Source organism: Campylobacter sp. MIT 12-5580, assembly GCF_005406235.1.
In the GTDB taxonomy this organism is placed as follows: domain Bacteria; phylum Campylobacterota; class Campylobacteria; order Campylobacterales; family Campylobacteraceae; genus Campylobacter_D.
This window is the reverse complement of sequence record NZ_NXLK01000001.1, coordinates 263,446-287,947: the sequence shown is the minus strand read 5'-3', so window position 1 is coordinate 287,947 and position 24,502 is coordinate 263,446. Positions and strand designations below refer to the sequence as shown.

The window sequence follows — 24,502 nt, the reverse complement described above, 5'->3', positions numbered from 1 at the left end:
CCTTAAACACTGCCTTTTTCATACATGGCACGCATTTTTTCTTTTTCTTGTTTTTTCTTAAGTTTATCTAGTTCTTTTTGTCTATACGCATTAACACTAAATTTAAACCAAAGCAAAGCCGGACTTGCCACAAAAATGGAGCTTAAAGTCCCTGCTACAAGCCCTACAATGAGTGCAAGTGAAAAGCCTTCTATCATAGAACCACCAAAAAAGTATAAGATCACAACTGTAGCTAAGGTAAGCCCTGAAGTAAGCACAGTCCTTGAAAGCGTGGCTGAAACACTTTCATTGATAATAGGAGCTAGCTCGTTTTTCTTGCTTGTTTTTATGCCCTCTCTTATACGATCAAAAATGATAATAGTATCATTTAAAGAGTATCCAAGCACGGTTAAAACAGCGGCTAGGGTATCTAAGTTTACATCTATCTTAAATAAAGAAATAGCCCCTAAAGTGATGATAACATCATGCACCTCAGTAATGATAGCTGCCATAGCAAAACGCCATTCAAAACGAAAAGCTAAATAAATCAAAATCGCAAGCAAGGACACGCTTACTGCCATAATGCCTTTATTTCTCAGCTCATCGCCCACTTTTGGACCCACTACATCAACGCGTCTGATCTCAAAAGAGCCTGTATCTTTTAAAAGGTTTGTAATTTGTGAATTTAAATCAGTTTTTACATCTTCATGTGAGCCTAAAAAACGTATAGTTACCTCATCGTCAGAGCCAAATTCAGTTACACTTAGGTTTTGAAAATCTCCACCGGCCTCAAGTTTAGCCCTAATATCTGCAATGGGCGCTTTTTGTTCGTATTTAAGCTGTATGAGTGTGCCCCCACTAAAATCAATGCCATATTGTAAGCCTCTATCAAATAAAAGCCAAAGTGAGCCAAGCACCAAAAAACCAGATAAAAAATAAGCACCAAAGCGCATACGCATAAAATCATAAATTTTCTTTTCGCTAAAAAACTGCATTATTTTTTTCTCCTATATCCAAACCAAAGCCTTGTATTATTGCTTTTTTCCATTTGTTTCATAAACAAATCAAACATACCATGCGTGCCAATGATAGCTGTAATCATACTGACTAAAATACCTATACCAGTAGTTACAGCAAAGCCTTTAACCGGACCAGTGCCATAAGCGTATAAAGCAATTGAAGTAACTAAAGAAGTGATATTTGAGTCCATGATCGCACTCATAGCGTGTTTATACCCATCTTCTACACTTTTTTTGATACTTGCTCCCTCACGCAAAAGCTCTCGTATGCGTTCATTGATAATCACATTTGCATCAACTGCCATACCCACAGTTAAAACCAATCCAGCCATACCAGGCAGGGTTAAAGTCGCTCCAAAAATCGCCATCACAGCCACAACCACAAGTATATTAGCAATCAAAGCAATATTTGCAAAAACTCCAGCTATACCATAATACGCCATCATAAATACCACTATAGCAATACTTGCACCGATTAAAGCTATCATTGACATTTGTATGCTATCACTTCCTAAAGATGGACCTATACTTCTTTGTTCTAAAACCTTAACAGGAGCAAGCAAAGCCCCACTTCTTAAAGCCACAGCCACATCTCTAGCCTCTTCTTGAGTGAAATTTCCGCTAATTTGCCCGCTCCCTCCGCCTATACGCTCATTAATCACAGGGGCTGAATACACTTTATTATCAAGCACTATAGCAAGACGTTTTCCAACACTTTTTTCAGTATAATCAGCAAAGATTCTCGCTCCTTGTGAATTTAAGGTAAAATTAATAATAGGAGCATTTGAATCTTGAGAAAAGCCTACCCTTGCATCAGTTAAGGTTGATCCATCAAGCACAGGGATAGCTTTTAAGGCGTATTTAATATTTTCATTTTTAGCATCAGCTAGGACAATATCACCATAACTTGCCGCTTCATTTTCGCTCAAAAGATGAGCTTGGGGCATTCTTGCATCATCTACTTCCATGAGTTGTAAATGAGCTGCTGTGGTGATTCGCTCTTTTGCTCTTTGTTCATCCTCGCTTGTCTTAATGCCAGCAAGTTCAACTAAAATCTGATCCTCGCCTTGCTTAGCAACGGTTGGTTCAGCCAAACCAAACTCATCAAGGCGGTTTCGTATGGTTTCAACTGCTTGAAGCAAAGCATAATCAAGGGTTGATTGAATTTCTTCAGCACTTAAGCTTAAGGTGTAGTGCATATTTGCAAAGCTTACATTTAAGCCAGCAATATCCTTTAAAATCGCATCAATTTTAGCCACATCGCCTTCATCATAAAGCTTAAACTCGATACTGGTATCATTTATTTTTATATCATCACTAATGATATTTTGTTTGTTAATCTCATAACTTAAAGCCGAAGCTATACTTTTAATCTTTGATTTTACGGCTTCTTCACTATCCACGCCCAAAAGCAAATAAAGTCCGCCTTGCAAATCAAGCCCTAAATTGATCTTTGCTCCCTTTTGACTTTGCAAAAAAGAAGGCAAGGAAAACGCTATACCAAAAAGCAATACTGCTACAAAAATAAAAAGCTTATAATTGACTTTTGAATTAGACATCAATTTTCTTTGCTATAAATTCTTTTGAAATTTTTGCAATAGTGTTCTCATCATTAAGCTTAACTTTGATAAAATCATCTTCTGGTTTTATCACTTCGCAGATCAAGCCACCATTTGTGATGATTTTATCGCCTTTAGCAAGCTCTGAAATCATTTGTTTATGGGCTTTTGCTTGTTTTTGCTGAGGGCGGATAACCAAAAAATAAAAAATCGCAAAAAGCACGAGTAGAGGTAACAATGAAGTTAGCAAAGAGTTTTGTTCCATATTATTTTCCTTTTGTGAAAAAATTAAATCCTAATTCTAGCATTTTAAAAATAATAAAATCCTTTTTTATTGCAATTTTACTTTCAAATTCAATCTACTTATCTTTTTTTGAAAGCTTGGCTCTTGAAATTTTTTCTCCATTTTTGGCTATTTATGGACTTGTTTTGCTTTTGCGATCTGATAAAATTGGCTATTTTTGGGCTGGATTTTTTCTTGGAATTTTATGGTTTTTTTGGCTTTCTTTTTCTTCTATTTATTTTGGACTAAGTTATTTAATCCCTTTTGAAATTCTTGGTATTGGCTTGTTTTATGGGATTTTGTTTCGAATTTGTTTTATACTTAAATTTGACTTTTTGAGGTTGTGTGGGGTATTTTTAATCAGCTTTATCCACCCTTTAGGCTTTGACTGGCTGAATTGGGGCGTTTTAAGCGTATATGGTTTTTTTGAAAGCTCGACAAAAGGCGTAATTTGTATGTTTTTAATCGCGTATTTTTACTATGAAAGATACATTTCAAGGTATTACAAAATCGCCATTATTTTAGCTTTATTTTTTATAGGTATGCAGTATAAGGATACTGAATTTAAAAGCTTAAATACAAATATTGCTTTGATACAAACACATATCTCTCAAGATCAAAAATACCTCAGCGAAAATCAAGCCAATGAAGCAGAAAGACTCATCAATGAAATATTTCAGGCTATAGAAGCTAAAAAAGAAGTCGTTGTTTTGCCAGAAAGTGCTTTTGCTTTTGAGCTTAAGCAGGCTTTTTCAGGGCTTTATTATGAGCTTTTAAAAGAATTATCTAAAGATATTGTTATCATTGCAGGAGCCTTTAATGAAGAAAATAAAGGCTTTTATAATAGCACCTATGTTTTTCAAAATGGCGAGGTAAAAATCCTTAACAAGCATTATCTTGTACCTTTTGGCGAAGAATTACCTATCTTTAAAGAATTTGTGCGAACATATCTTTTGCCAGATATGGGCGAGTTTTCAAGAGGCGAAAAGCTTAATCACTATGAACTTTTTGGAGAAAAAATCACAAATGCGATTTGTTATGAAGCCACAAAAGAAGCCTTATACAAAGAAAGTAAGATCATCATCGCCATATCAAACAACGCTTGGTTTGATGGCTTTATAGAACCAAGCTTGCAAAGACTTTTAATCAAATTTTATGCAAGCAAATACGGCGTAAGCGTATATCATGCAACAAATGGAGAAATTACAACCATCATCACACCAAAAAAATCGCTTTTTGCCTATCTTAAAAATGAGCTTTTTGCGTATTTTGATCAGTTTAAAAATATAGAAAAAGTAAAAAATAAAACAACCAAAGATGAAAATTCAAGCAAAAAAGAACCCGCAAAAGACAATGTGCTTGATGATAACAACTTAACTCAAGATAATAATCTTAGCCAAACGCAAGAATAAGTCGATGTATCAATTTTTATCATTGAGCTTAAGTCGTTTTAAACTTTGATCCCTAAAATCAAACTTAAGCTTTTTGTTTGCCAAGCTCTTTTAAAAACTCTTCTAAATTGTATTTTGCCCTATAATCCTCGCTTAAAAGATGAATGAGTATATCGCCTAAATCAAGCACACTCCAATCCTCAGAGCTTTCTATACCCAAAAACTGCTCCCCTTTTTCTTTAAGCTTTATTTTAAGCTCATCGATGAGTGAAAGGGCATGCCTTTGCCCTAAAGTGCTTGCAAGCACCACAAAGCTTACAAAATAATCCTTATCTCGCATATCAAAAACTTCGATTTGCTCGGCTTTTTTATCATCTAAAATATCCGTAATAGCTTTGATTCTTTCTTGCATTTTTATCCTTTGAGTTTTACTTATAAATTTAGCATAATATTCTTTAACTTCATCTTTTATGCTCTCACAAACCTCGCTGACATCTAAAGTATCGCGGATAAATGATGAGGCTATATCAAAATCAATGTCAAGCTTTTTAAATTCCTTTGGTATGGTAATTTTAAGCCTACTTGCAACGACAAATTCAACCATTTTATTTAAGGTATCAAATTCATGCCAAGAGTGCAAACTCGCTAAATGATCAGCCCCTATGATAAGATAAATTTTACTTGGCTTAAAACGTTTTTGAAGGTATAAAACGCTTTCTATGCTCGGCACAGGTCTTTCTTGCTTGATCTCAAAATCACAAATTTCAACCTTTTCTAAGTTTCCCCATAGTTTTTTCGCCCATAAAAATCTTTGCTCTTTACTTGCCACAAAGCCTTGTTTAAAGGGGTTTATAAAGGTTGGCATAATGATAAGCTTATCTATATCAAGTGTGTTTAAAGCTGCTTTTACCACAGCATCGTGTCCTAAGTGTGGCGGATCAAAACTTCCGCCAAAAAATGCAATTTTCATTAAACTTTTAACCTTTTTTTTGTAGAATTCTAGCATTTTATTTTGCAAAAGGAAATTAAATGGCGATTAAAATTGCGATAAATGGCTTTGGGCGTATTGGAAGGTGTGTTGCGCGTATCGCGTTAAAACGCGATGATGTGGAGCTTGTAGCGATTAATGATACTTCTGATTTGGAGATCACAAAATACCTTTTTAAATATGACAGCGTGCATAGAACCTATGAAGGCGAAGTTTCAAGCCAAGATGATATGCTTATCATTGATGGCAAAAAAATTAAAGTCTTTAAAAGTCGTGATATCAAAGAACTTGACTTTGCAAAATACGGCGCTGATGTCGTGCTTGAATGCACAGGAGCGCATTTAACTCAAGAAAAATGCCAAGCTTTTTTAGAGCAAGGCATACAAAAAGTGATTATGTCAGCCCCTGCAAAAGATGATACTCCTACTTTTGTAATGGGTGTAAATTCTCATCTTTATAAAGGCGAAAAGATTATCTCAAATGCAAGCTGCACCACTAACTGCTTAGGTCCAGTATGTAGGGTCTTGCAAGATGAATTTGGCATAGAAAAAGGACTGATGACAACCATACATGCTTATACAAACGGACAAAGTATCATCGATGCAAAGACAAAGGATAAAAGAAGAAGCAGAGCAGCAGCGCAAAACATTATCCCAACTTCAACAGGAGCAGCAAAGGCTATGAAGCTTATTATGCCAGAACTTGATGGGCGTTTGCACGGACAAAGTATGCGTGTGCCAGTGATTGATGTTTCAAGTGTGGATTTAACCGCGCAATTAGCTAAAAAAACAAGCAAAGAAGAGCTAAATAACGCCTTTAAAAAGGCTGCGACTTCAAATTTAAAAGGCTTTTTGGCTGTTGATGAAGATGAGAGGGTTTCAAGTGATTTTATAGGCTCAAGTTATGGAGCAATAGTAGCTGCTGATCTTACTCAAGTCATACAAGATGATTTTGTGAAAATCGTAGCTTGGTATGATAATGAATGGGGCTATTCAAGTCGTTTGCTTGATATGGCTGTGTTGGTAATGAAAGGCTAAGAATGCAAAGTGCTGATATAATTTCTGTTAAAGAACTTGATTTAAGTGGCAAGAGAGTGTTTATAAGATGCGATTTTAATGTCCCTCAAGATGAGTTTTTAAATATCACTGATGATAGACGCATTCGTTCAGCTATCCCTACGATAAGGTATTGTTTAGATAATGGTTGTAGCGTGATTTTAGCTTCTCATCTAGGGCGTCCAAAAGAAATCAGCACAAAGTATTCGCTTGATCCTGTAGCAAAGAGGCTTGGTAGGCTTTTAAATAAAGAAGTCATCATGGCAAAAGATATTATCGGAGAGGATGCCAAAAGCAAAGCAGCTAATTTAGCAGCTGGTGAAATTTTAATGCTTGAAAATTTGCGTTTTGAAAAGGGTGAAACTAAAAATGATGAAAATCTAGCCAAAGAGCTAGCCAGCATGGCTGATGTGTATGTCAATGATGCCTTTGGGGTGTGTCACAGAGCACATGCCAGTGTTGAAGCGATTACAAATTTCTTTGATGACGAGCATAAGGGTGCAGGCTTTTTGCTCTTAAAAGAGATCAATTTTGCAAACAACCTCTTAAAACACCCAGCCCGCCCTTTTGTAGCTGTGGTAGGTGGCTCAAAAGTAAGTGGCAAGCTTCAAGCCTTAAGAAATCTTATCAACAAAGTCGATAAACTCATCATCGGCGGAGGTATGGCTTTTACTTTCTTAAAAGCTCTTGATTTTGATATAGGCAATTCACTCTTAGAAGAAGAACTTATCGATGAAGCAAAGGCGATCTTAGCAAGAGGTAAAGAACTTGGTGTTAAAATTTACTTACCTGTTGATGTGGCTGTGGCACAACTTTGTTCGAGTGAAGCAAGTATGAGTTATGTGCCAACTCAAGAAATCCCAAGTGGTTTTATGGGGCTTGATATAGGACCAGCCAGTGGCAAGCTCTTTCGCGAGGCTTTAGAAGATGCACAAACTATATGGTGGAATGGACCTATGGGCGTTTTTGAGATTGATAAATTCGCCAAAGGCTCGCTTAAAATGGCACATTTTATAGGCGATAGCCACGCTACTACTATCATCGGCGGAGGCGATACAGCTGATGTTGTGGCGCGATCAGGTGAAGCTGATGAGATGACTTTTATCTCCACAGGTGGAGGAGCAAGCCTTGAACTTATCGAAGGCAAAGAACTTCCCGGAGTTAAGCCTTTACGCGTTAAAGAAGGCGAATTATGATATATGCGGCGAATTTAAAGTGCCATCATTCAAGAGCTTCTTTTGCTTTGTATGCTCAAAAGCTTGATGAAGCTTTAAAAATACATAAAAAAGATGAGATTTTTGTCTTTCCGCCAAGCTCGTGTTTTCATGCAAATATCAAGCATTTTACTCAAGGAGCACAGAACTTTTATCCTTGCGTGCAAGGAGCATTTACCGGCGAGATAGGCAAAGAACAGCTTGATGAATTTGGCATAAACTCTGTTTTAATAGGACATTCAGAGCGAAGAACCTTAGGCGATAATGAAAGTCTCATCAAAGCTAAATTTGACTTTGCAAAAGAGCATGCTTATACGATCATCTTTTGCATAGGAGAGGATTTAGCATGCAAAAAAGCTGACAAAACGAAGGATTTTTTACACAAGCAGCTTGAAAATATAGATTTAAATTATAAAAAACTCATCATCGCTTATGAACCAATCTACTCCATAGGCACAGGGGTAAGTGCTGAATTTAAAGATATAGAAGAAGTTTTACTTTTTTTAAGTGGCTTAAGTAAAGCAAAACTTTTGTATGGCGGAAGTGTCAATGAAGAAAATATCAAAGCTATTTTAGATATAAAGCATTGCAACGGAGTTTTAATAGGCTCAGCAAGCTTAAAAGTAGAAAATTTCATCTCTCTTATAAAAGGATAAACAATGTTAATGAAGGGCAAAAAAGGACTTATAGTTGGTGTAGCCAATAACAAATCAATCGCTTATGGTATAGCTAAAGCGTGTGCGGCTCAAGGAGCAGAGCTGGCTTTTACTTACTTAAACGAAGCCTTACAAAAACGTGTCGAACCCATCGCAGCTGAGTTTAACTCAAAGGCTGTGTATGAACTTGATGTGAATAACGAGGAGCATTTAAACGCTCTTGCAAGCAAGGTAGAAAAAGACTTTGGTAAGCTGGATTTTGTAGTGCATGCTGTAGCTTATGCTCCAAAAGAGGCTTTAGAAGGCGCTTTTATCAACACCACAAAAGAAGCTTTTAATATAGCTCTTGGCACTTCAGCTTACTCTTTAGTAGCTTTAACGCGCGCGGTGCTTCCTATCTTAAATGATAATGCTTCAGTGCTAACTCTTAGCTATCTTGGTGGGGTAAAATATGTGCCACATTATAATGTCATGGGTGTAGCTAAGGCTGCTCTTGAAAGCTCTGTGCGTTATCTTGCAAGGGATTTAGGTGTAAGGGGCATAAGGGTAAATGCTATCTCAGCAGGACCTATTAAAACCCTTGCAGCAAGCGGGATAGGCGATTTTAGAATGATCTTAAAATACAATGAAATCAACGCTCCATTAAAGAAAAATGTAAGCACTGAAGAGGTGGGAAATTCAGCTATGTATTTGCTTAGTGATTTAGCAAGCGGGGTAAGTGGGGAAATTCACTATGTTGATGCGGGCTATAATATCATGGGAATGGGCGATGTGTGCGAAGATGAAGAAGGCAAAACCATACTTTGCTGGGATAAGGAAAAATAATAACAATGTTTAATGGGCTTATAAGAGAAATTGCTGAGGTTAAAGCTTATAAGAACAATATCTTAAGCCTTAAAGCCTCTTATAAACCCGAACTTGGCGATAGTATAGCTGTAAATGGAGCATGTTTAAGCGTCATTAAACTAGCACAAGATGGCTTTGATGTCGAGCTTTCAAAGGAAAGTAGAAGCCACCTTGCCCTTGAAAACTACAAAGACAAAGTGCATATAGAACCAGCTCTAAGGCTTAGCGATAGGATAGATGGACACTTAATGCAAGGGCATATCGATTTTATCGCCACCTTAGAAAAAATCGAAAAAATCGAAAATGGAGTGGATTTTTATCTTAAACTTCCAACCAAAGCCATGCCCTTAATGAGCGAAAAAGGCAGCATAGGCGTTGATGGCGTAAGTCTTACCATCAATGAAGTTTTTACAAATTCCATACGCTTAACCATTATCCCTATAAGCTTTAAAGAAACTTTATTTCACAGCTATAAAATAGGACGCAAGATCAATATAGAAAGTGATTTGCTCGCTCGTTATGCTTTAAGATGGCTTGAGTGTAAAAATGCAAAAACAGATCAAAAGGAACTTTCTTGGGAACACATAGATCGGATTTCTTTTCTTTACTAGATAATGAAAAAGCTGGGGCTTTTATGGCTTATAATGCTGATTTTATGGGTTTTAGAGCTCAAATTTTAAATAAAAATATTTTCGCACATCACGCACCAACTATAAAAAAATGTGTTTTTATGGAACAAGTGCATTCAAACAAGGTTGAACTTTTTGATGAAAATAAAAGTATTTATACTTGCGATGGTTTAATCACAGATAAAAAAAATATCGCCCTTTGCGTTTTAAGTGCGGATTGTTTGCCTTTGCTTTTATGGCATGAAAAAGGCTATATAGGTGCTTTACATTCTGGACGAAAGGGCTGTTTTTCAAATATCTTAAATGAAGCCATACAAAAGATGAGAGCAAGCTTTGACGCAAATTTAGATTTAGCGCAAATGCACCTTTTTATCGGTGCATCAATTTGCAAGCAAAACTATGAAATAAATGGCGAGGTTTTAGCCGATGCTAAGGCTCATTTCAAAGACTTTGTAGATGAAAATAAGCTTGATTTAAAAGCCTTAGTTAAAGCCCAAGCCAAAAAACTTCATATCGCTCATATTTATGATAGTGAAATTTGTAGCTTTGAAGACAAACGCTTTTTTTCTTACCGACGCGATAAGAGCGAGCAACGTTTTGTAAGCGTAATTTATCTTAAGTGAGTAAAAAATGTATATGCAAAATAAAAACTTAAGGGTGCTTAAGATCATTCAAAAAGCAAGGGAGTTTTCAGACTTTGAGCTTTCAAATGAACAACTTGTCAGTGATTTAATCAAGACTGAGTTAGCAACTTTAAACATAGAGCAAAAAGAGCAAATCGCTTCTTTTTTAAATGAGCTCATAGAAAGCAAAAACAAAGCTTTACTCAGTAACAAATAAACTTAGCTCAAGACAATTTTACGCAAGAAAACAAAGCTCACCAGCTCAGCACAAATTCCGTGCCCTCGCGCAGCTTTGAATTGCATTTTATGGTGATTTTATACTCCTTGCAAATATCTTGCACAAGGCTTAAGCCTATGCCAAAACCGCCTTGATCTTTGTTAAAACGAGCATAACGATCAAAAATCTTTTTCACATTCTCTTCATCAATCCCACACCCACTATCTTTGATTGAAAGGGTATTGTCTTTGAGTTTTACTTGTATAAAGCCGCCTTTTTTATTGTATTTAATAGCATTGTTTAAAAGATTATCAAACATTTTATTGATCTTGCTTTTACTCGCCACTAAAAAGTTGTTTGCTTCAAGATCTACACTTAAATCCAACTTTTTTTGCTCAAAAAAGAGCTTAAAATACTCAAGCCTTTCACTTACAAGCTCTTTCATATCAATCTTTTCTTCTTCATTTGAAATCGTATCTGGAAAAGTATAAAAAATCAAATCCGAATACGTCTGGCTTAAGGTTTTTGCAGCAAGTTTCATACGTTTAAACTTAACCTCATCAAGGACATTTTTTTGCTGTTCAAGCCTTTCGATACTAAGTAAAATCACGCTTAAAGGTGTATTAATCTCATGCGTAAAGTCTTTAATAAAGCTGTTTAAGGTTTTAATCTTATTTTCAAGCGGTTTTATAGCAATTTTTACCAAAAAATAAGAAACTAAAGCGATAAGTAAAAAAGAAAACAAAGCACCTGCAAGAACTTTTGATCTAATAAGCACCAAATCCTCCCCCACATCCTCACCCACGATAAAAGTCCTCAAAGCCCCATCTTGTATGCTCTCTCGCTCAAAATCTTCTTTTCTATCATCGCCTTTTTGAAGATAATAACTCGTTGAATCCATAGCGGCTATATAAAAGGCTTTGTTTTTATAAATTCCTCTTGTGCGAACGCTTACATTAAGATCTTTTGGCGTAAAATCCAAACTTGAGCAAAGAATTTGCTTTTCATCAAGTATAGCAAATTTAAGACTTGAAACACTGCTTATATCTTTGCATGCTTGAGTAATTGGGGTGTATTTGGAGTTTATCACGCTTAAAACTATAGTTCTGTGAGCATCTTTTAAGCCTGAAGTTTTTACATTAACAAGTTCTTCATAAAGCTTTTGATACCACAAAACAAAAAAGATAAGCAAGAAAATGCCTGTTGTTACAAGATAAAGGCTAAGAATTGATCTAATTACCCATTTAGCCTCTGTCATAGCAATATCCTCTGCCGCGTTGGTTGATGATAGAATCCTTACCAAGAATTTTTCTTAAATTTTTCACATAAGCTCTTAAACTCAGCTCGCTTGGCTCTTCATCATAATCCCAAAGCTCTTCAAAAATCTGCTCCACACTCACAAAGCGATTTTTGTGCTTTAAAAGCAAAGACAAAAGCTTGATTTCCTTACTTGGTAGAGTAAGGGCTTTATCATCTTTGTATAAAATTTGAGAAGAAAGAGAGAATTTGTAATTATCACCCAAATCCTCATAATTTTCATTTTTATGAGCAAAAGAACGTTTTAATATACTTTCAACACGTAAAGCAAGTTCAACAAGCTCAAAAGGCTTTTTAATATAATCATCACAACCTGCATCAAAGCCTTCTTTTAAATCACTAGCCGTATTTAAAGAAGTAAGAAAAATGGCTGGCGTGTTTTTGCCTGCTTGTCTGAGTTCTTTAAGCAAAGAAAAACCATCGCCCAAAGGCACTTTAACATCTAAAATCCACAGATCAAAATGTTTTTCATAGGCAAGATTTAAAGCCGCTTCAGCATCATTTACCAAGCTTACTTCATACCCCTCATCAATAAGAAATTCCTCAACAAGCTCACTCAGATTAATATCATCTTCAAGTAAAAGAATCTTCGCTGCCATTTCTTTACCTTTGTTTATTTTTAAAACATTAAATTTTTATTATATTTTATCGCATAAAAATTAATTTTTATGCTATTTTGTGCTATAATGAAAGGAAAAATTCATACTTTAAGGACAATATTATGCTCCCAAGGTGGGATAATTCTTACAGCGTATATAACGCTAAAGTCGATGAGCAGCACAAAAAGCTTTTCGAGCTTGCAGCTGAAGTTGAGCGAATCTCAGATAGACCTGTAAGCAAAGCAGAGGTGAAAGACTTACTAGCTGGCTTTTTTAACTATATGAAAGAACATTTTCACGATGAAGAAAAATACATGCAAACTATAGGTTTTCCAGACCTTGAACCTCATAAAAAAATTCACAAAGATATCATTCAAATGATGATTGATCTCATCAAAGATATTCGTAGCACAAATGATTTAAAAGAAAAACTCTATGTAGCAGCTAAAAAATGGCTTTTAGAGCATATTTTGTTTGAAGATATGAAAGTCGCCGAATACAGAAAATCCCTTCTTTCTTCAGAAGATGGCAGTGATGTTAGCTTTGAAGCAAATGATGAGGATGATAGCGATACACAAGTGCATAGTTATTTTTATACCTGTGCTTGTGAAGGAAAAATTCACGATGTGCCTTTTAGCATTCATCAAAAAATCCAAAAAAATAAAAAGAAATTCAACTGCAAAACCTGCAAACAAGCAATCAAATTTTACAAAACCACTTAAAGGAAAACAATGAAAAAAAAAGAAGTTAAAGCGTGTTATTTTAGACTACCAGCAAAATTAAAACAAAGACTTGATGATCTTAGCAAAAAAACGCAAAATCCCAAGTCAAAACTTATCGTAGAAGCTCTTGAAGCTTATCTTGAAAACTATGATAATGATGGAGAAGATTTTTCATTTGCCATTGATGCTTTAGAAGAACTAAAAGATGGAAACTACAACAAGGCAAGTAAGAAAATCGATAAAGCAGTAAAAAAACTACAAAAATAATCAAGCCTCTTCATCGCACTGATCGCACACTCCTTTGGCGATCACGCTTTTAACTTTACCTTTGATTTTTGGCATTTGAAAATCCGTGATTTTATGACACACATCACAGACAAAATGAGCTTTTGCACCCAAAGCAAGCTCGTAAAAACTCTTTCTTTCAAGCGTACTTTTACTCACTATACCCTTTTCTTCAAAAAGCTGAATATTGCGGTAAAATGTGGTTTTGTTCGCCTCTAAATGAAAGTCATCAAAACTCAAAGGCTCATTGGCATTGGCTAAAATTTCAAGCATTTCAAGTCTTAAATCAGTAAGAGCGATCCCTTGTTCTCTAAGAAGTTCGACTGCGTTCATTATTTTGCTTTCTTTTATTAATTTTTGTATATATTTTAGCAAATTTTTAGCTAAAATTTGCTTTTTTGCAAATCAAATTTTATTTTGCAACTTTAATTTTTAAAAACAACTTATTTTTTAAGTTGCAACTAAGTTGCATTTGTTATAATTCGCTCAACTTTTTGCAAAAAGTATTCAAAAAAAGGAAATTTCAATGAAAAAAATTCTCACAAGCCTCATCTTTGCTTTGCCTCTTTTTGCAAAGCCAATTATTAGCGTTAGCATACCACCACAAAGCTATTTCGTGCAAAAAATAGCAGGAGATAGCGTAGAAATCAATGAAGTCATACCGCCAAATACAGACGAGCATAATTTTGACTTTAAACCCTCAACCATGCAAAAGCTTGAGCAAAGCGATATTTATTTTACCATAGGACTTGAGTTTGAAAAGCCTATGATATATAAATTTAAAGACACTTTTAAAAATCTTAAGATCATAGACACTAGAAAAGATATAAAGCCACTTTACACCACTTTTGAGCATGCTCATCATCAAGAAAGCGAGCATGAAACGCATTTTGAGCACAAGCACGCTCCAGCAGTGTTTAAAGATAGTGAGGTAAAAGATAGGAGCATGAATGATTATCAAGGCGAGTTTTACTCAGTGTATCCGCTCTTGCTTGATGATAGTTTAGATGAGGTGTTTTATCTTAAAGCACTAAACAACAAGCAAAGTAAAGATGAGATTAAAGCTTATTATAAAGAAGGCTATAAAAGCGATATTGATAAGATCATCATCGCTCAAAACACCATAACCTTTTATAAGAAAAATGAAGTTTTAAAAGGTACTTATGCGTATAAGGGCTTTGTAATTTTTACTTATGAAAGTGGCAAGAAAGGCGTGCGTTATCAGTTTGAAAATACTGATACAACAAGCAAAGCCCCTAAATTCGTGCAATTTAGTGATCATCAAATCAATCCAACAAAAAGCAATCATTTTCATATCTTTATGGGTGATTTAAGCTTTGAAGCACTTAACAAGGAAATGCATAACTGGCCTACTTTTTACTCAAGTTTGCTTTCTAAAGAACAAATCATAGAAGATCAAATCGCTCATATCGAGCTAGGAAATGATCCACATATCTGGCTTGATCCGCTTTTAGTAAAAACACAAGCGCGCACCATAGCGCAAGCTTTAAGTAAAGAGTATCCGCGCAACAAAGCCCTTTATGAAAAAAATCTAGCTCATTTTGAAAAAGAACTTGACGCCTTAGATAGCAAGATAAAAAGCCTTTTAAAGGATAAAAAAGGCAAGAAATTTATAGTCTATCATCCAAGCTGGGCGTATTTTGCAGCAAGGTATGATCTCGTGCAAGTGCCAGTTGAAATTGAAGGCAAAGAGCCAAAACTTAAAGACTTAAAAGCCTTAATAGAACTTGCTAAAAAAGAAAAGATACAAACTATCTTCGTGCAAAAGGGTTTTGCTCAAAACGTAGCAAGGCTTTTAGCTAAAGAATGCGGTGCTGATATAGCAGAGATCGATCACCTCTCAAGAGACTGGGAAAATGAGCTTTTAAACTCAGCTCAAAAACTTGGTGGCATTAAGTAAGAAGTATTGATGAAAAAAATTCTTTTATTTTGCATTTTATTTTTTTCAAGTGAGCTTTTAGCTTGTGCTTTATGTGCTGCTTATACGCCTAAAACACACATTAGCATTGAGTTTATACATGAAAATAGCACGCTAAAAGGAGCAAAACTTGTGTGGAGTTTTAGCAAGGAATTTAAAACCGTGCTTTTACAAAGCTATGATATGAATTATAATGAAAAATTTGACAAAAAAGAGCTTGAAATCATCGAAGCAGCAATGCTTGATTATCTTAAGCCGCGTCATTTTTTAACGCATATTAACACCTATGAAAATAATGCAAAAAAAGAATTACCCTTTCAAGCTAAGTCCTTAGGCTTTAGTGAAGAAAATGATGAGCTCATATATACATATGAGCTTGATTTTAAGCTCAAACTTGAGCCTTTGAGTGTTTTTTCTTTGCATACTGAAGATAAAGAAGGTTTTTTTGATCTTGCTTTTTTACCCTTTTCGCCCATAAAATTTGATGAAAATCTCATCTTGCAAGCCAATGAAAACACTAATGTGATCTTTTTTGAACTTACTTTTTTAAATGCCAAAACACAAAATCATCAAAAAACACTCAATTTAAGTGATGAAAAAGGCTTTTTAGACAGCTTATTACAAAAGGCTAGGGATTTAAATTTTACGCTTTTAAACTTCATCAAAGAAGGCATTAAAGAACAGCAAAGTATAACTAGTGTGCTCATTTTTATCCTGCTTTCATTTGGTTATGGCGTGTTTCACGCAGCTGCTCCAGGGCATTCTAAACTTTTGGCGAGTTCGTATTTTTTAAGCCATAAAAGCTCATATCTTAAAGCATTAAGCTTTGCTTTAAAAGTAGCACTCATTCATATCATCAGTGCTTTTTTGCTCGTAAGCATAGGGCTTTTTATACTCAAAACCTTTGTTACGCGTTTTGCAAGTGAGGCTAGCTTTATCATCACGCAATTTTCAAGTGTGTTAATCATTTTTATAGCCTTAGTTTTACTGAGTAAAAAAATCCTTCATTCAAAGCATGAAAAACACTGCTCTTGTGCAACTTGCACGCATTCAAATGCTAAATTAAGCGATTTTAGCGTCATTTTGGCTGCTTCTATTTTGCCTTGTCCTACTATGGTGCTTGTTTTTGTATTAGGCTTTGAATTTAGCTTTTTTTATGCCCTTATAAGTGCTGTTTTTATCGCACTTGGCATGGCTTTGGTTGTGTTTTTTGCCGCAGCTTTTGCTCATAAAATTCATCAAAAAACAAGCCATGAGACTCTAAGAAAAAGCCTTGAATACCTTGCTTTGATCGTTATGATCTTGCTTGGCTTTTTTATCTTTTTTAACGCAAAATCTGGAGTATTTTAATGAAACTTTTTGAACTTTCAAAGCTAAATTATGCTTATGATAAAGAAATGGTGCTTAAAGATATCAATTTAAGCTATGATACAAAGGACTTTTTGGCTATCATTGGACCAAATGGAGGCGGTAAATCAACGCTTATAAAGCTTATCTTAGGACTTTTACCCTGCACTAATTTTGAATTTAAGGCTGTAAAAACAAGTGAGATTGGCTATGTGCCTCAAAACACGCTCGTGAATGAAAATTTCAGCATAAATACACTTGAGCTTGTATTAATGGGACGCATCAATGAAAAAATCTTTGGTTTTTATAGCAAAAAAGATAGAGCCAAAGCCCTAGAAGCCCTTGAAAAAGTTGGTTTAAAAGAGTTTGCATATAAAAATATCAAAGATTTAAGCGGAGGACAAAGACAAAGAGCTTATATCGCAAGGGCTTTGATAAGTTCATGCAAGCTTTTAATCCTTGATGAACCAAGTGCTAGCCTTGATAGCAAAAGTGCTTTAAATATCTTTGAGCTTTTAAGTTCTTTGCACGAGCAAGGCATAGGCATTATCAGCATTTGCCATGATATTAATATAGTGCTAGCCTTTGCAAATAAAATCGCTTATCTTAACAAAGAACTTATCTTGCATGATAATGATAAACATAAAGCAAAGCTGCTTACTCATCTTAAAAGCCACCAGCATTTTTGTGCGGTAGAAATGAGCTTTGATGAATGTTTAAGTTGCGAGCATACGCATAAAAGGAGCGAAAATGTTTGATATGTTTGAATTTTCTTTTTTCCAAAATGCTCTTTTAGCCTCTGTTCTTATCAGTTTAGCCTGTGGGATAATTGGCTCTTTAGTGATGATAAATCGCCTTTTTTCAATGGCTGGAGGCATTACTCATGGAGCATTTGGGGGCATAGGTTTGGCGTTTTATTTTTCTTTGCCCTTGCTTTTATGCACCTCAGTTTTTACGCTTTTTTTAGCCTTAATCGTCGCTTTTTTATCCAAACGTTTTCCTCATAGAAGTGATAATTTCATCGCTGTTATTTGGGCATTTGGAATGGCTTTGGGCTTGATTTTGATTGATTTAAGTGCTGGATATAAGAGTGATTTAATGGCGTATTTATTTGGCTCGATTTTAGCCATTTCAAGTGCTGATTTATGGCTTATGTTTGGTGCTAATTGTCTTTTTATAGTGTTTGTACTTGCTTTTTATCGTCAATTTGTCGCCATAAGTTTTGATCAAGAATTTGCCTTGCTTCGCGGTGTAAATACAAGCTTTTTTTATTATTTACTCATTTGTATGATCGCTTTTTGTATAGTCATTTGTATGCGTTGTGTGGGATTGATTTTAATCATTGCTTTGCTTAGCATTCCTTGTTTTATCGCTGAATATTTTACTCAAAAACTTTTAAAAATGATGGCTTTAGCTTCGCTTTTAAGCTTTATTTTTTGCTTTTTAGGGCTTGTTTTAAGTTTTGTGTTTAATCTTAGCAGCAGTGCAAGTATCATCATGATAGCCTGTCTAGCCTTTGTGCTTGTGTTTGCAGTAAAAAGAAGAAAAAGCTAAACGAGCAAAATATCAAAAATTTACTTCTTTTTCAACACAAAATTCAGGCAGTTTGTTAGATTTTATGATAAAATAAGGCTTTTAAAAACTAAGGTTAAAAAGCTATGCAAGAAAATTCTCGTTTAAAAATTGCGATTCAAAAATCAGGTCGCTTAAGCAAAAACTGCTTTGAGCTTTTAGAGCTCATCGGTGTTAAAGCTCATATCCACGAACAAAGCCTCATCGCTTTTGCGACAAATTTAGAGCTTGACATTTTACGCGTTAGAGATGATGATATACCAGGACTTATTTTTGATGGAGTGGTTGATCTTGGCATAATAGGGGAAAATGTGCTTGAAGAAAACGCCTTAGAGCGAGCTTTAGCTAAAGAAAGCTGTGAATACACCTTGCTTAAAAAGCTTGATTTTGGGCATTGTCGTTTATCTTTAGCCTTGCCTCAAGATAGCGAATATAAAGGCTTAAAAAGCTTTGAAAGCTTAAGGATAGCAAGTTCATATCCTCAGCTTTTAAAACGTTTTATGTATGAAAAAGGCATAAACTATAAGCACTGCACGCTCACAGGCTCAGTTGAAGTAGCCCCAAGGGCAAATTTAGCAGACGCAATTTGTGATCTAGTCTCAAGCGGGGCGACTTTACAGGCTAATGGACTTAAAGAAGTTGAGGTAATCTACACTTCAAAAGCGTGTTTGATCCAGAAAAAGGAAAGCTTAAGTGAGAAAAATCAAGCCCTAGTGGATAAGCTTTTACTACGAATTCAAGGTGTATTGCAAGCTAGAGAAAGCAAATACATCATGCTTCATGCTCCAAAAGATAAGCTTGAACGCATCATCTCTTTGCTTCCGGGCATTGAAAATCCAACCATCTTGCCTTTGGCTCATGATGAAAAAAAGGTGGCTTTACACATGGTAAGTCAAGAAAATCTCTTTTGGGAAACTATGGAAAGGCTTAAAACGGAAGGTGCAAGCTCGATTTTAGTTTTGCCTATAGAAAAAATGCTTAAATGAAAGAAGAAAATATGCAAATTTTACATTTTAACACACTTACTCAAGAAGAACAAAAAAAAGCCCTTAAACGTCCAGCTATAGAGCGTAAAGATGAGCTTTCAAGCTTAGTAAAAGGCATTATTGATGAGGTTAAAACTAAAGGCGATGAAGCTTTGATAGCTCAAGCTTTGCGTTTTGATAAGGCTGAAATTTCAAGCATAAAACTTACGTATGATGAGATTAACTTAGCTTGTCAAAGAGTTGATGAAAGCCTAAAAAAAGCCATTATCACAGCTTATGAAAATATCAAAAAATTCCACGAAGCTCAAATTTTTAAGCCCCTAGAAATTCAAACGACTAAGGGCGTAAAATGTGAGCTAGTAAGTCGTGCTATAGAAAAAGTTGGACTTTATATACCAGGAGGCTTGGCTCCACTTTTTTCAACAGCTTTAATGCTGGCTATTCCAGCAAAAATCGCAGGTTGTAAAAAAGTGGTTTTAGCAAGTCCAGCTAAGATTAATGATGCTGTGCTTTTTTGTGCCAAGCTTTGTGAGGTAGATGAAGTATATCAAATGGGCGGAGCTGGAGCCATAGCCGCGCTAGCTTATGGCACGCAAAGTGTAACTAAAGTAGATAAAATTTATGGACCAGGAAATGCCTTTGTAACTGAGGCTAAAGCTCAAGTAAGTGCTGATATAAATGGGGCTGATATAGACATGCAAGCTGGACCAAGTGAGGTTTTAGTCATCGCTGATGAGGCTGCAAATGCTGAGTTTGTGGCTAGTGATTTGCTTTCTCAGGCTGAGCATGGGGCGGATTCTCAAGTGATTTTAGTGTGCTTAAGTGAAAGTTTTGCTCAAAAAGTAAACAAAGAGCTTACTTTTCAGCTTGAAAACTTAGCGCGAAAAGAGCTTGCTTCAAAGAGTCTAAGCCATTCAAAAATCATCATAGCTAGCGATTTAAATGAAGCAGTAGAAATTTCAAATGCTTATGCTCCAGAGCATTTAATAATCCAAACTCAAGCTCCAAGAAGCTTGCTTGATAAGGTGCAAAATGCTGGCTCAGTCTTTTTAGGCGCCTTTTCTCCTGAATCAATGGGCGATTATGCAAGTGGGACAAATCATGTTTTGCCAACTTATGGGCTAACAAGAACACATTCAAGCTTGAATTTAAGCGACTTTAGTAAAAAAATGACTGTTCAAGAATTAAGCTACGAGGGCTTTAAAAAGCTTGCAAAAAGCGTTGAGATCATGGCTGAGGCTGAGCATTTAGACGCACATAAAAATGCTGTAAGTTTAAGGCTAAAGACTTTATCATGAGTGCAAAAGTCTTATTTATCGATAGAGATGGCACTATCATTGAAGAGCCAAAAAGTGATTTGCAAGTTGATAGCCTTGAAAAACTTCGCTTTGAAAAAGGTGCTATCCCTGCCTTGCTTAAGCTTAAGAATTTTAATTTTAAATTCGTGCTTGTAAGCAATCAAGACGGACTTGGCACAAGCTCTTTTCCCCAAAAAGACTTTGAGCTAGCACAAAATAAAATGCTGGATATTTTAAAATCTTGCGGGATTGAGTTTGAGGACATTTTCATTTGTCCGCATTTTGAACATGAAAATTGTGCATGTAGAAAGCCAAAAACCGCTCTTTTAAAGGACTATATCACCCACCAGCTTTATGATAAAAATCAAAGTTTTGTCATAGGTGATAGAAAAACTGATATGATTTTAGCTCAAAACTTAGGCATACAAGGCTTACTTTATGAGCCAAAAAAGAACACTTGGGAAGACATTTGCAATACCATTTTAAGCTCTTTTAGAACAGCCTTTGTTCAAAGAAATACTAAAGAAACACAAATCAGCGTCAAAGTATGCTTAAATGGGGGCAAAAGTCAAATTCAAACAGGAATAGGCTTTTTTGATCATATGCTTGATCAAATAGCAGTGCATGCTGGCATAGCCCTTGAAATTCATTGCAAAGGTGACTTAGAAATAGATGAACATCACAGCGTTGAAGATGTGGCTCTAGCCCTTGGAGAAGCCCTTAAAAAAGCCATAGGCGATAAGATAGGCATAGCAAGATATGGTTTTTGTTTACCAATGGATGAAAGTTTAGCACGTTGTGTGTTAGACTTTTCAAATCGCCCTGTTTTAGTCTATAAGGCTAAATTTAAGAAAAAAAAGCTAGGCGAGCTTAGCACTGAAATGATAGAGCATTTTTTCTACTCCCTAAGCTACGCACTTGGCATAAGCTTACACCTTAAAGTAAAAGGAAAAAACGATCACCACAAAGCCGAAGGACTTTTCAAAGCCTTTGCAAAAGCTTTGAAAATGGCGATAAAAATAGAAAATGAAAGCCTTGCTAGCTCAAAGGGTGTGTTGTGAGTTGCTTAAAGAAAGTCAAAATAATTTTTTACAAAAAAACACATATATGGAAAATTCTTAATAATTTACTAAACATCTACTTTTACAAGCAAAAAAAGCTTATGCAATACTTTAAAAAAATAGAGTATAATTCAATCTATATAAAGAGGTATACATAAATGAACAAATCAGTAAATCTTGACTTCTTTAATCTGATTGCACAAGAGCAAAATTTTGTTGGATACTTATACGAAATAGATTATCAAAATGGCTTTTTATCAAAGACGGCTCATTAGCTCTTTTTAATGCTGTGAAAAGTTTTTCTTATAACACTATTCGCCCATTTTTGCAATATTGCTATGAGGAATCAATAAAAGATAATACTAGCTACTTTAATTTCATTGGATTAGAAAAAAATGGAACTTTTACTTGGCATTTAAGGAATGTAATTAATATTATTCCGTCGCAAACGATTGTTTTACCAAACCAAGATTATATTAAGCATTTTATAGCTGACAATACAAATATATATGGAAAAGATACATATTTTGGAATAAAAATGTTTGCAAAAAAAGATAAAAATATATCTTTTGTCTTAGATGTAGCTCTGCCTTTTGGAATCCGCGTAAAATATGAAGACTATATCAAAAATCCTTCATTTGATGACTTTTTATGTTTAAAAGAGATTTTAGAAGTATTATTCCAACTTGAGTGTAATTTATATAAGAATTCTTTTATCCCAACAACAATGATAAATAGATTTGTTTCATTATCAAATATTCCAGGCAAAAAAATTTTAACAATGTTTTCAAAGGCATTGATGAATCATGTTTAAACTAAAAAAATATAATTTAAACCTAATTTGTTTAAAATTTCTTAAAAAATTTCTCACTTTAAGTTTAATTTTAATTATATTTTCTAACAAAACTAAAAAATTATTAAAACTACTTTAATTCCTTTTTATACTTAAATTTAAAAGTCTTTTAAGTTGGTATTTTATTTAAAAAATATTAAAATAATAAGCTTTTTAAAACAAAAGAAACTTACTCCGCTTAAGATTATTTTCAAATTCTATCTGTATAATCAACGCCGTTATTTTAACTCTTTAAAGCATAAATTTTTATCTTTTCTTTTAAAGAGTTAAAAAATCATTTCTTTAAAATGAAGGATTTTTTATGGATACAAATGCTCTCATTAGACTAAGTGAAAATGTCTGGCAGCAAAACTACGATCCTTTTAATAATATCTTCTTAAGTGCGGTAGTTTCGGCTTTGCCTATAGTGTTTTTCTTTGTATGTCTCATCGTTTTTAAGCTTAAAGGCTACACAGCAGCTTTTTTATCTGTAGTGTTGGTAAGCTTGGTAGCAATTTTTGCTTATGATATGCCGATTTTAAAGGTATTTTATAGTCTTGTTTATGGGGTGCTTTTTGGGCTATATCCTATAGGTTGGATCATTATCGCGGCGATTTTTTTATACAAACTTTCAGTAAAATCAGGCTATTTTGATATCTTGCGAGAGTCTATAGTCAAAATCACTCCTGATATGCGTTTGCAAGTGATTTTAATCGCCTTTTGTTTTGGAGCTTTTTTAGAAGGAACCATAGGCTTTGGCGGACCAGTGGCGATCACTGCGGCTTTACTTGTAGGTATGGGTATAAAGCCCATTCAAGCAGCTGCGCTTTGTCTTATAGCAAACCTCCCACCTGCAACCTTTGGCGCTGTAGGTATCCCTATAACAGCCCTTGCAAATTTAGTCCAAGTTGATGCGATAAAAATCTCAACAATGTCAGCTATAATGCTTGCACCTTTTTCATTTTGCATTCCTTTCTTGCTCGTGTTTTTACTTAGCGGATTTAAAGGGGTAAAAGAAACCTTGCCAGCTTGCTTTGTAGCAGGTTTTAGCTTTATCTTAACAAAGATCATCACAGCTTCTTTTTTAGGACCACAACTTCCAGACATTACCGCCGGAGTTATCTCTATAGCAGCGCTTGGCTCTTTTTTAAAGCTGTGGAAACCAAAAAATATCATGCTAAGCGAGGATCAAAACATCACAGCACAAAATTCTCAAATCGCACAAAACTCACTTGATTCTAAGGTGCAAAAAGAAGCATTAAACGCCTCAAAACCTCAAACTATCAACGTTAAGCAAACTTTACTGAGTGGCACACCTTTTGCGATTTTAATCTTTATCATCATCATTTGGACTCAAGACAACTTTAACGCACTTTTTGCAAATGGTGGAGCGCTAAATTTTTTAACCTTAAGCTTTAATTTTAAAGAACTCAGCGAAATTCAGCAAATCGCTCCCATAGTCAAAGAAACAAAAGCTGTAAAGTCACTCTTTGAAATCCCACTTATCAACAGCGTTGGAACGGCGATTTTTCTTGCTGCGCTTTGCACTATAGTCATCTTAAAAATCAAAATACGCACAGCCATAAGTGCTTTTAGTGAAACTTGTAAGGAAATGTATCTTGCTATCGTTACGATCTGCCTTGTGCTTGCTTTTGCTTATCTTTCTAATTACAGCGGAATTTCAGCAACTTTAGCCCTTGCTCTTTCAAAAACAGGCGAAAGCTTTGTCTTTTTCTCCCCTATCGTTGGCTGGCTTGGGGTAGTGCTTACAGGAAGCGTTACAAGCTCAAATGTGCTTTTTGGCTCCTTGCAACAACTCACCGCCTCGCAACTTGGTATCAATGAAGTGCTTTTACTCTCAGCAAATGCCGTTGGCGGTGCGGCGGGAAAAATGATCTCTTTACAAAGCATAGCTGTAGCTGCTTCTGTGGTGGGACTCATGGGCAAAGAAGCACAAGTGCTTAGGCTTACACTTAAATATTCTCTTATCTTAGCACTTGGAAGTGGCGTAGTCTGCTTTATGACAGCTTCATTTTTTCCTTGGATAGTGCCTTAAAGACTTGAAAAATACACAAAATTTAAAGC

The 24,502-nt window shown here is 35.2% G+C and carries 25 protein-coding genes and 2 pseudogenes; 19 read left to right on the top strand and 8 right to left on the bottom strand.

Going from position 1 to position 24,502, the window contains the following annotated elements; translation table 11 throughout:
* Positions 1 to 2: 2 nt before the first annotated feature.
* Genes secF through yajC form a run of 3 tightly spaced genes read right to left on the bottom strand, consistent with a single transcriptional unit; the run spans position 3 to position 2,822 of the window.
* A complete protein-coding gene (gene secF / locus CQA38_RS01425) occupies positions 3 to 974 on the bottom strand; it encodes a protein translocase subunit SecF (RefSeq protein ID WP_137632224.1) in 972 nt (323 codons plus the stop codon).
* Entirely contained in the window at positions 974 to 2,557 is a 1,584-nt protein-coding gene (secD, locus tag CQA38_RS01420) for a protein translocase subunit SecD (protein WP_137632223.1), read from the bottom strand. Before secD ends, secF begins: the two co-directional genes overlap by 1 nt.
* Positions 2,550 to 2,822 carry a preprotein translocase subunit YajC gene (gene yajC / locus CQA38_RS01415; protein WP_137632222.1) on the bottom strand — a complete coding sequence of 91 codons (273 nt, stop codon included), beginning with the start codon at positions 2,820 to 2,822 and terminating at the stop codon, positions 2,550 to 2,552. The genes secD and yajC overlap by 8 nt, the downstream gene beginning before the upstream one ends.
* Between yajC and CQA38_RS01410 the strand changes: the two are divergent.
* A pseudogene (locus CQA38_RS01410) lies at positions 2,795 to 4,075 on the top strand (apolipoprotein N-acyltransferase); the annotation flags it as partial. The gene yajC and the pseudogene CQA38_RS01410 sit on opposite strands and share 28 nt — an antisense overlap.
* A 241-nt stretch (positions 4,076 to 4,316) precedes the next feature.
* Here the strand turns inward: CQA38_RS01410 and rsfS are convergent.
* Together rsfS and nadD are read right to left on the bottom strand one after the other, a co-directional pair.
* Positions 4,317 to 4,643, bottom strand: coding sequence for a ribosome silencing factor (gene rsfS / locus CQA38_RS09350; RefSeq protein WP_260604831.1), 327 nt, complete (start codon positions 4,641 to 4,643; stop codon positions 4,317 to 4,319).
* Positions 4,644 to 4,670: 27 nt separating this feature from the next.
* Positions 4,671 to 5,201 (bottom strand): annotated as a pseudogene (nadD, locus tag CQA38_RS09345) (nicotinate (nicotinamide) nucleotide adenylyltransferase); the annotation flags it as partial.
* A gap of 59 nt (positions 5,202 to 5,260) precedes the next feature.
* Between nadD and gap the strand changes: the two are divergent.
* From gap to CQA38_RS01370, 7 genes are read left to right on the top strand one after another with little or no spacing between them, the layout of a single operon-like run.
* Entirely contained in the window at positions 5,261 to 6,256 is a 996-nt protein-coding gene (gap, locus tag CQA38_RS01400; protein WP_137632219.1) for a type I glyceraldehyde-3-phosphate dehydrogenase, read from the top strand.
* A gap of 2 nt (positions 6,257 to 6,258) precedes the next feature.
* On the top strand, positions 6,259 to 7,470 hold the full coding sequence (locus tag CQA38_RS01395) for a phosphoglycerate kinase (RefSeq protein ID WP_137632218.1): 1,212 nt from the start codon (positions 6,259 to 6,261) through the stop codon (positions 7,468 to 7,470).
* Positions 7,467 to 8,144 (top strand): triose-phosphate isomerase, encoded by a 678-nt coding sequence (locus CQA38_RS01390; protein ID WP_137632217.1) that lies wholly within the window; start codon positions 7,467 to 7,469, stop codon positions 8,142 to 8,144. The genes CQA38_RS01395 and CQA38_RS01390 overlap by 4 nt, the downstream gene beginning before the upstream one ends.
* A gap of 3 nt (positions 8,145 to 8,147) precedes the next feature.
* A complete protein-coding gene (fabI, locus tag CQA38_RS01385; protein ID WP_137632216.1) occupies positions 8,148 to 8,969 on the top strand; it encodes an enoyl-ACP reductase FabI in 822 nt (273 codons plus the stop codon).
* 5 nt (positions 8,970 to 8,974) lie between these two features.
* A complete protein-coding gene (gene ribE, locus CQA38_RS01380; protein ID WP_137632215.1) occupies positions 8,975 to 9,601 on the top strand; it encodes a riboflavin synthase in 627 nt (208 codons plus the stop codon).
* Positions 9,565 to 10,242 carry a polyphenol oxidase family protein gene (locus CQA38_RS01375; RefSeq protein ID WP_137632214.1) on the top strand — a complete coding sequence of 226 codons (678 nt, stop codon included), beginning with the start codon at positions 9,565 to 9,567 and terminating at the stop codon, positions 10,240 to 10,242. The genes ribE and CQA38_RS01375 overlap by 37 nt, the downstream gene beginning before the upstream one ends.
* A 7-nt stretch (positions 10,243 to 10,249) precedes the next feature.
* The gene (locus CQA38_RS01370; protein WP_137632213.1) at positions 10,250 to 10,459 is read left to right on the top strand and encodes a hypothetical protein; all 210 of its coding nucleotides are present in this window, start codon (positions 10,250 to 10,252) and stop codon (positions 10,457 to 10,459) included.
* Between the two features lie 37 nt (positions 10,460 to 10,496).
* On the opposite strand, the gene CQA38_RS01365 is transcribed toward CQA38_RS01370, so the two are convergent.
* Entirely contained in the window at positions 10,497 to 11,717 is a 1,221-nt protein-coding gene (locus CQA38_RS01365) for a HAMP domain-containing sensor histidine kinase (protein WP_137632212.1), read from the bottom strand.
* Complete coding sequence (locus CQA38_RS01360) at positions 11,704 to 12,375, bottom strand: response regulator transcription factor (protein WP_137632211.1); 672 nt, start codon at positions 12,373 to 12,375, stop codon at positions 11,704 to 11,706. Before CQA38_RS01360 ends, CQA38_RS01365 begins: the two co-directional genes overlap by 14 nt.
* Before the next feature lie 122 nt (positions 12,376 to 12,497).
* Here CQA38_RS01360 and CQA38_RS01355 point away from each other — a divergent pair, with 122 nt between their 5' ends.
* Both CQA38_RS01355 and CQA38_RS01350 read left to right on the top strand, forming a co-directional pair.
* The gene (locus tag CQA38_RS01355; protein WP_137632210.1) at positions 12,498 to 13,097 is read left to right on the top strand and encodes a bacteriohemerythrin; all 600 of its coding nucleotides are present in this window, start codon (positions 12,498 to 12,500) and stop codon (positions 13,095 to 13,097) included.
* A 9-nt stretch (positions 13,098 to 13,106) separates the two neighbouring features.
* Entirely contained in the window at positions 13,107 to 13,364 is a 258-nt protein-coding gene (locus tag CQA38_RS01350) for a ribbon-helix-helix domain-containing protein (protein ID WP_137632209.1), read from the top strand.
* Here the strand turns inward: CQA38_RS01350 and CQA38_RS01345 are convergent, their stop codons facing one another.
* Positions 13,365 to 13,715, bottom strand: coding sequence for a transcriptional repressor (locus tag CQA38_RS01345; RefSeq protein ID WP_137632208.1), 351 nt, complete (start codon positions 13,713 to 13,715; stop codon positions 13,365 to 13,367).
* Between the two features lie 193 nt (positions 13,716 to 13,908).
* Between CQA38_RS01345 and CQA38_RS01340 the strand changes: the two genes are divergently transcribed.
* From CQA38_RS01340 to CQA38_RS01300, 9 genes are all read left to right on the top strand, one after another.
* A complete protein-coding gene (locus tag CQA38_RS01340) occupies positions 13,909 to 15,303 on the top strand; it encodes a ZinT/AdcA family metal-binding protein (protein WP_137632207.1) in 1,395 nt (464 codons plus the stop codon).
* A gap of 9 nt (positions 15,304 to 15,312) precedes the next feature.
* Complete coding sequence (locus CQA38_RS01335; protein ID WP_137632206.1) at positions 15,313 to 16,671, top strand: DUF1007 family protein; 1,359 nt, start codon at positions 15,313 to 15,315, stop codon at positions 16,669 to 16,671.
* A complete protein-coding gene (locus CQA38_RS01330) occupies positions 16,671 to 17,426 on the top strand; it encodes an ABC transporter ATP-binding protein (RefSeq protein ID WP_137632205.1) in 756 nt (251 codons plus the stop codon). Before CQA38_RS01335 ends, CQA38_RS01330 begins: the two co-directional genes overlap by 1 nt.
* Complete coding sequence (locus CQA38_RS01325; protein WP_137632204.1) at positions 17,419 to 18,222, top strand: metal ABC transporter permease; 804 nt, start codon at positions 17,419 to 17,421, stop codon at positions 18,220 to 18,222. Before CQA38_RS01330 ends, CQA38_RS01325 begins: the two co-directional genes overlap by 8 nt.
* A gap of 104 nt (positions 18,223 to 18,326) precedes the next feature.
* On the top strand, positions 18,327 to 19,226 hold the full coding sequence (hisG, locus tag CQA38_RS01320) for an ATP phosphoribosyltransferase (RefSeq protein WP_137632203.1): 900 nt from the start codon (positions 18,327 to 18,329) through the stop codon (positions 19,224 to 19,226).
* Positions 19,227 to 19,237: 11 nt separating this feature from the next.
* On the top strand, positions 19,238 to 20,524 hold the full coding sequence (hisD, locus tag CQA38_RS01315) for a histidinol dehydrogenase (protein ID WP_137632305.1): 1,287 nt from the start codon (positions 19,238 to 19,240) through the stop codon (positions 20,522 to 20,524).
* Positions 20,521 to 21,585, top strand: coding sequence for a bifunctional histidinol-phosphatase/imidazoleglycerol-phosphate dehydratase HisB (gene hisB / locus CQA38_RS01310; protein ID WP_137632202.1), 1,065 nt, complete (start codon positions 20,521 to 20,523; stop codon positions 21,583 to 21,585). The genes hisD and hisB overlap by 4 nt, the downstream gene beginning before the upstream one ends.
* A 289-nt stretch (positions 21,586 to 21,874) precedes the next feature.
* A complete protein-coding gene (locus CQA38_RS01305) occupies positions 21,875 to 22,399 on the top strand; it encodes a hypothetical protein (RefSeq protein WP_137632201.1) in 525 nt (174 codons plus the stop codon).
* Positions 22,400 to 22,739: 340 nt separating this feature from the next.
* A complete protein-coding gene (locus tag CQA38_RS01300) occupies positions 22,740 to 24,473 on the top strand; it encodes a lactate permease LctP family transporter (protein ID WP_137632200.1) in 1,734 nt (577 codons plus the stop codon).
* The last annotated feature ends 29 nt before the right edge of the window (positions 24,474 to 24,502 follow it).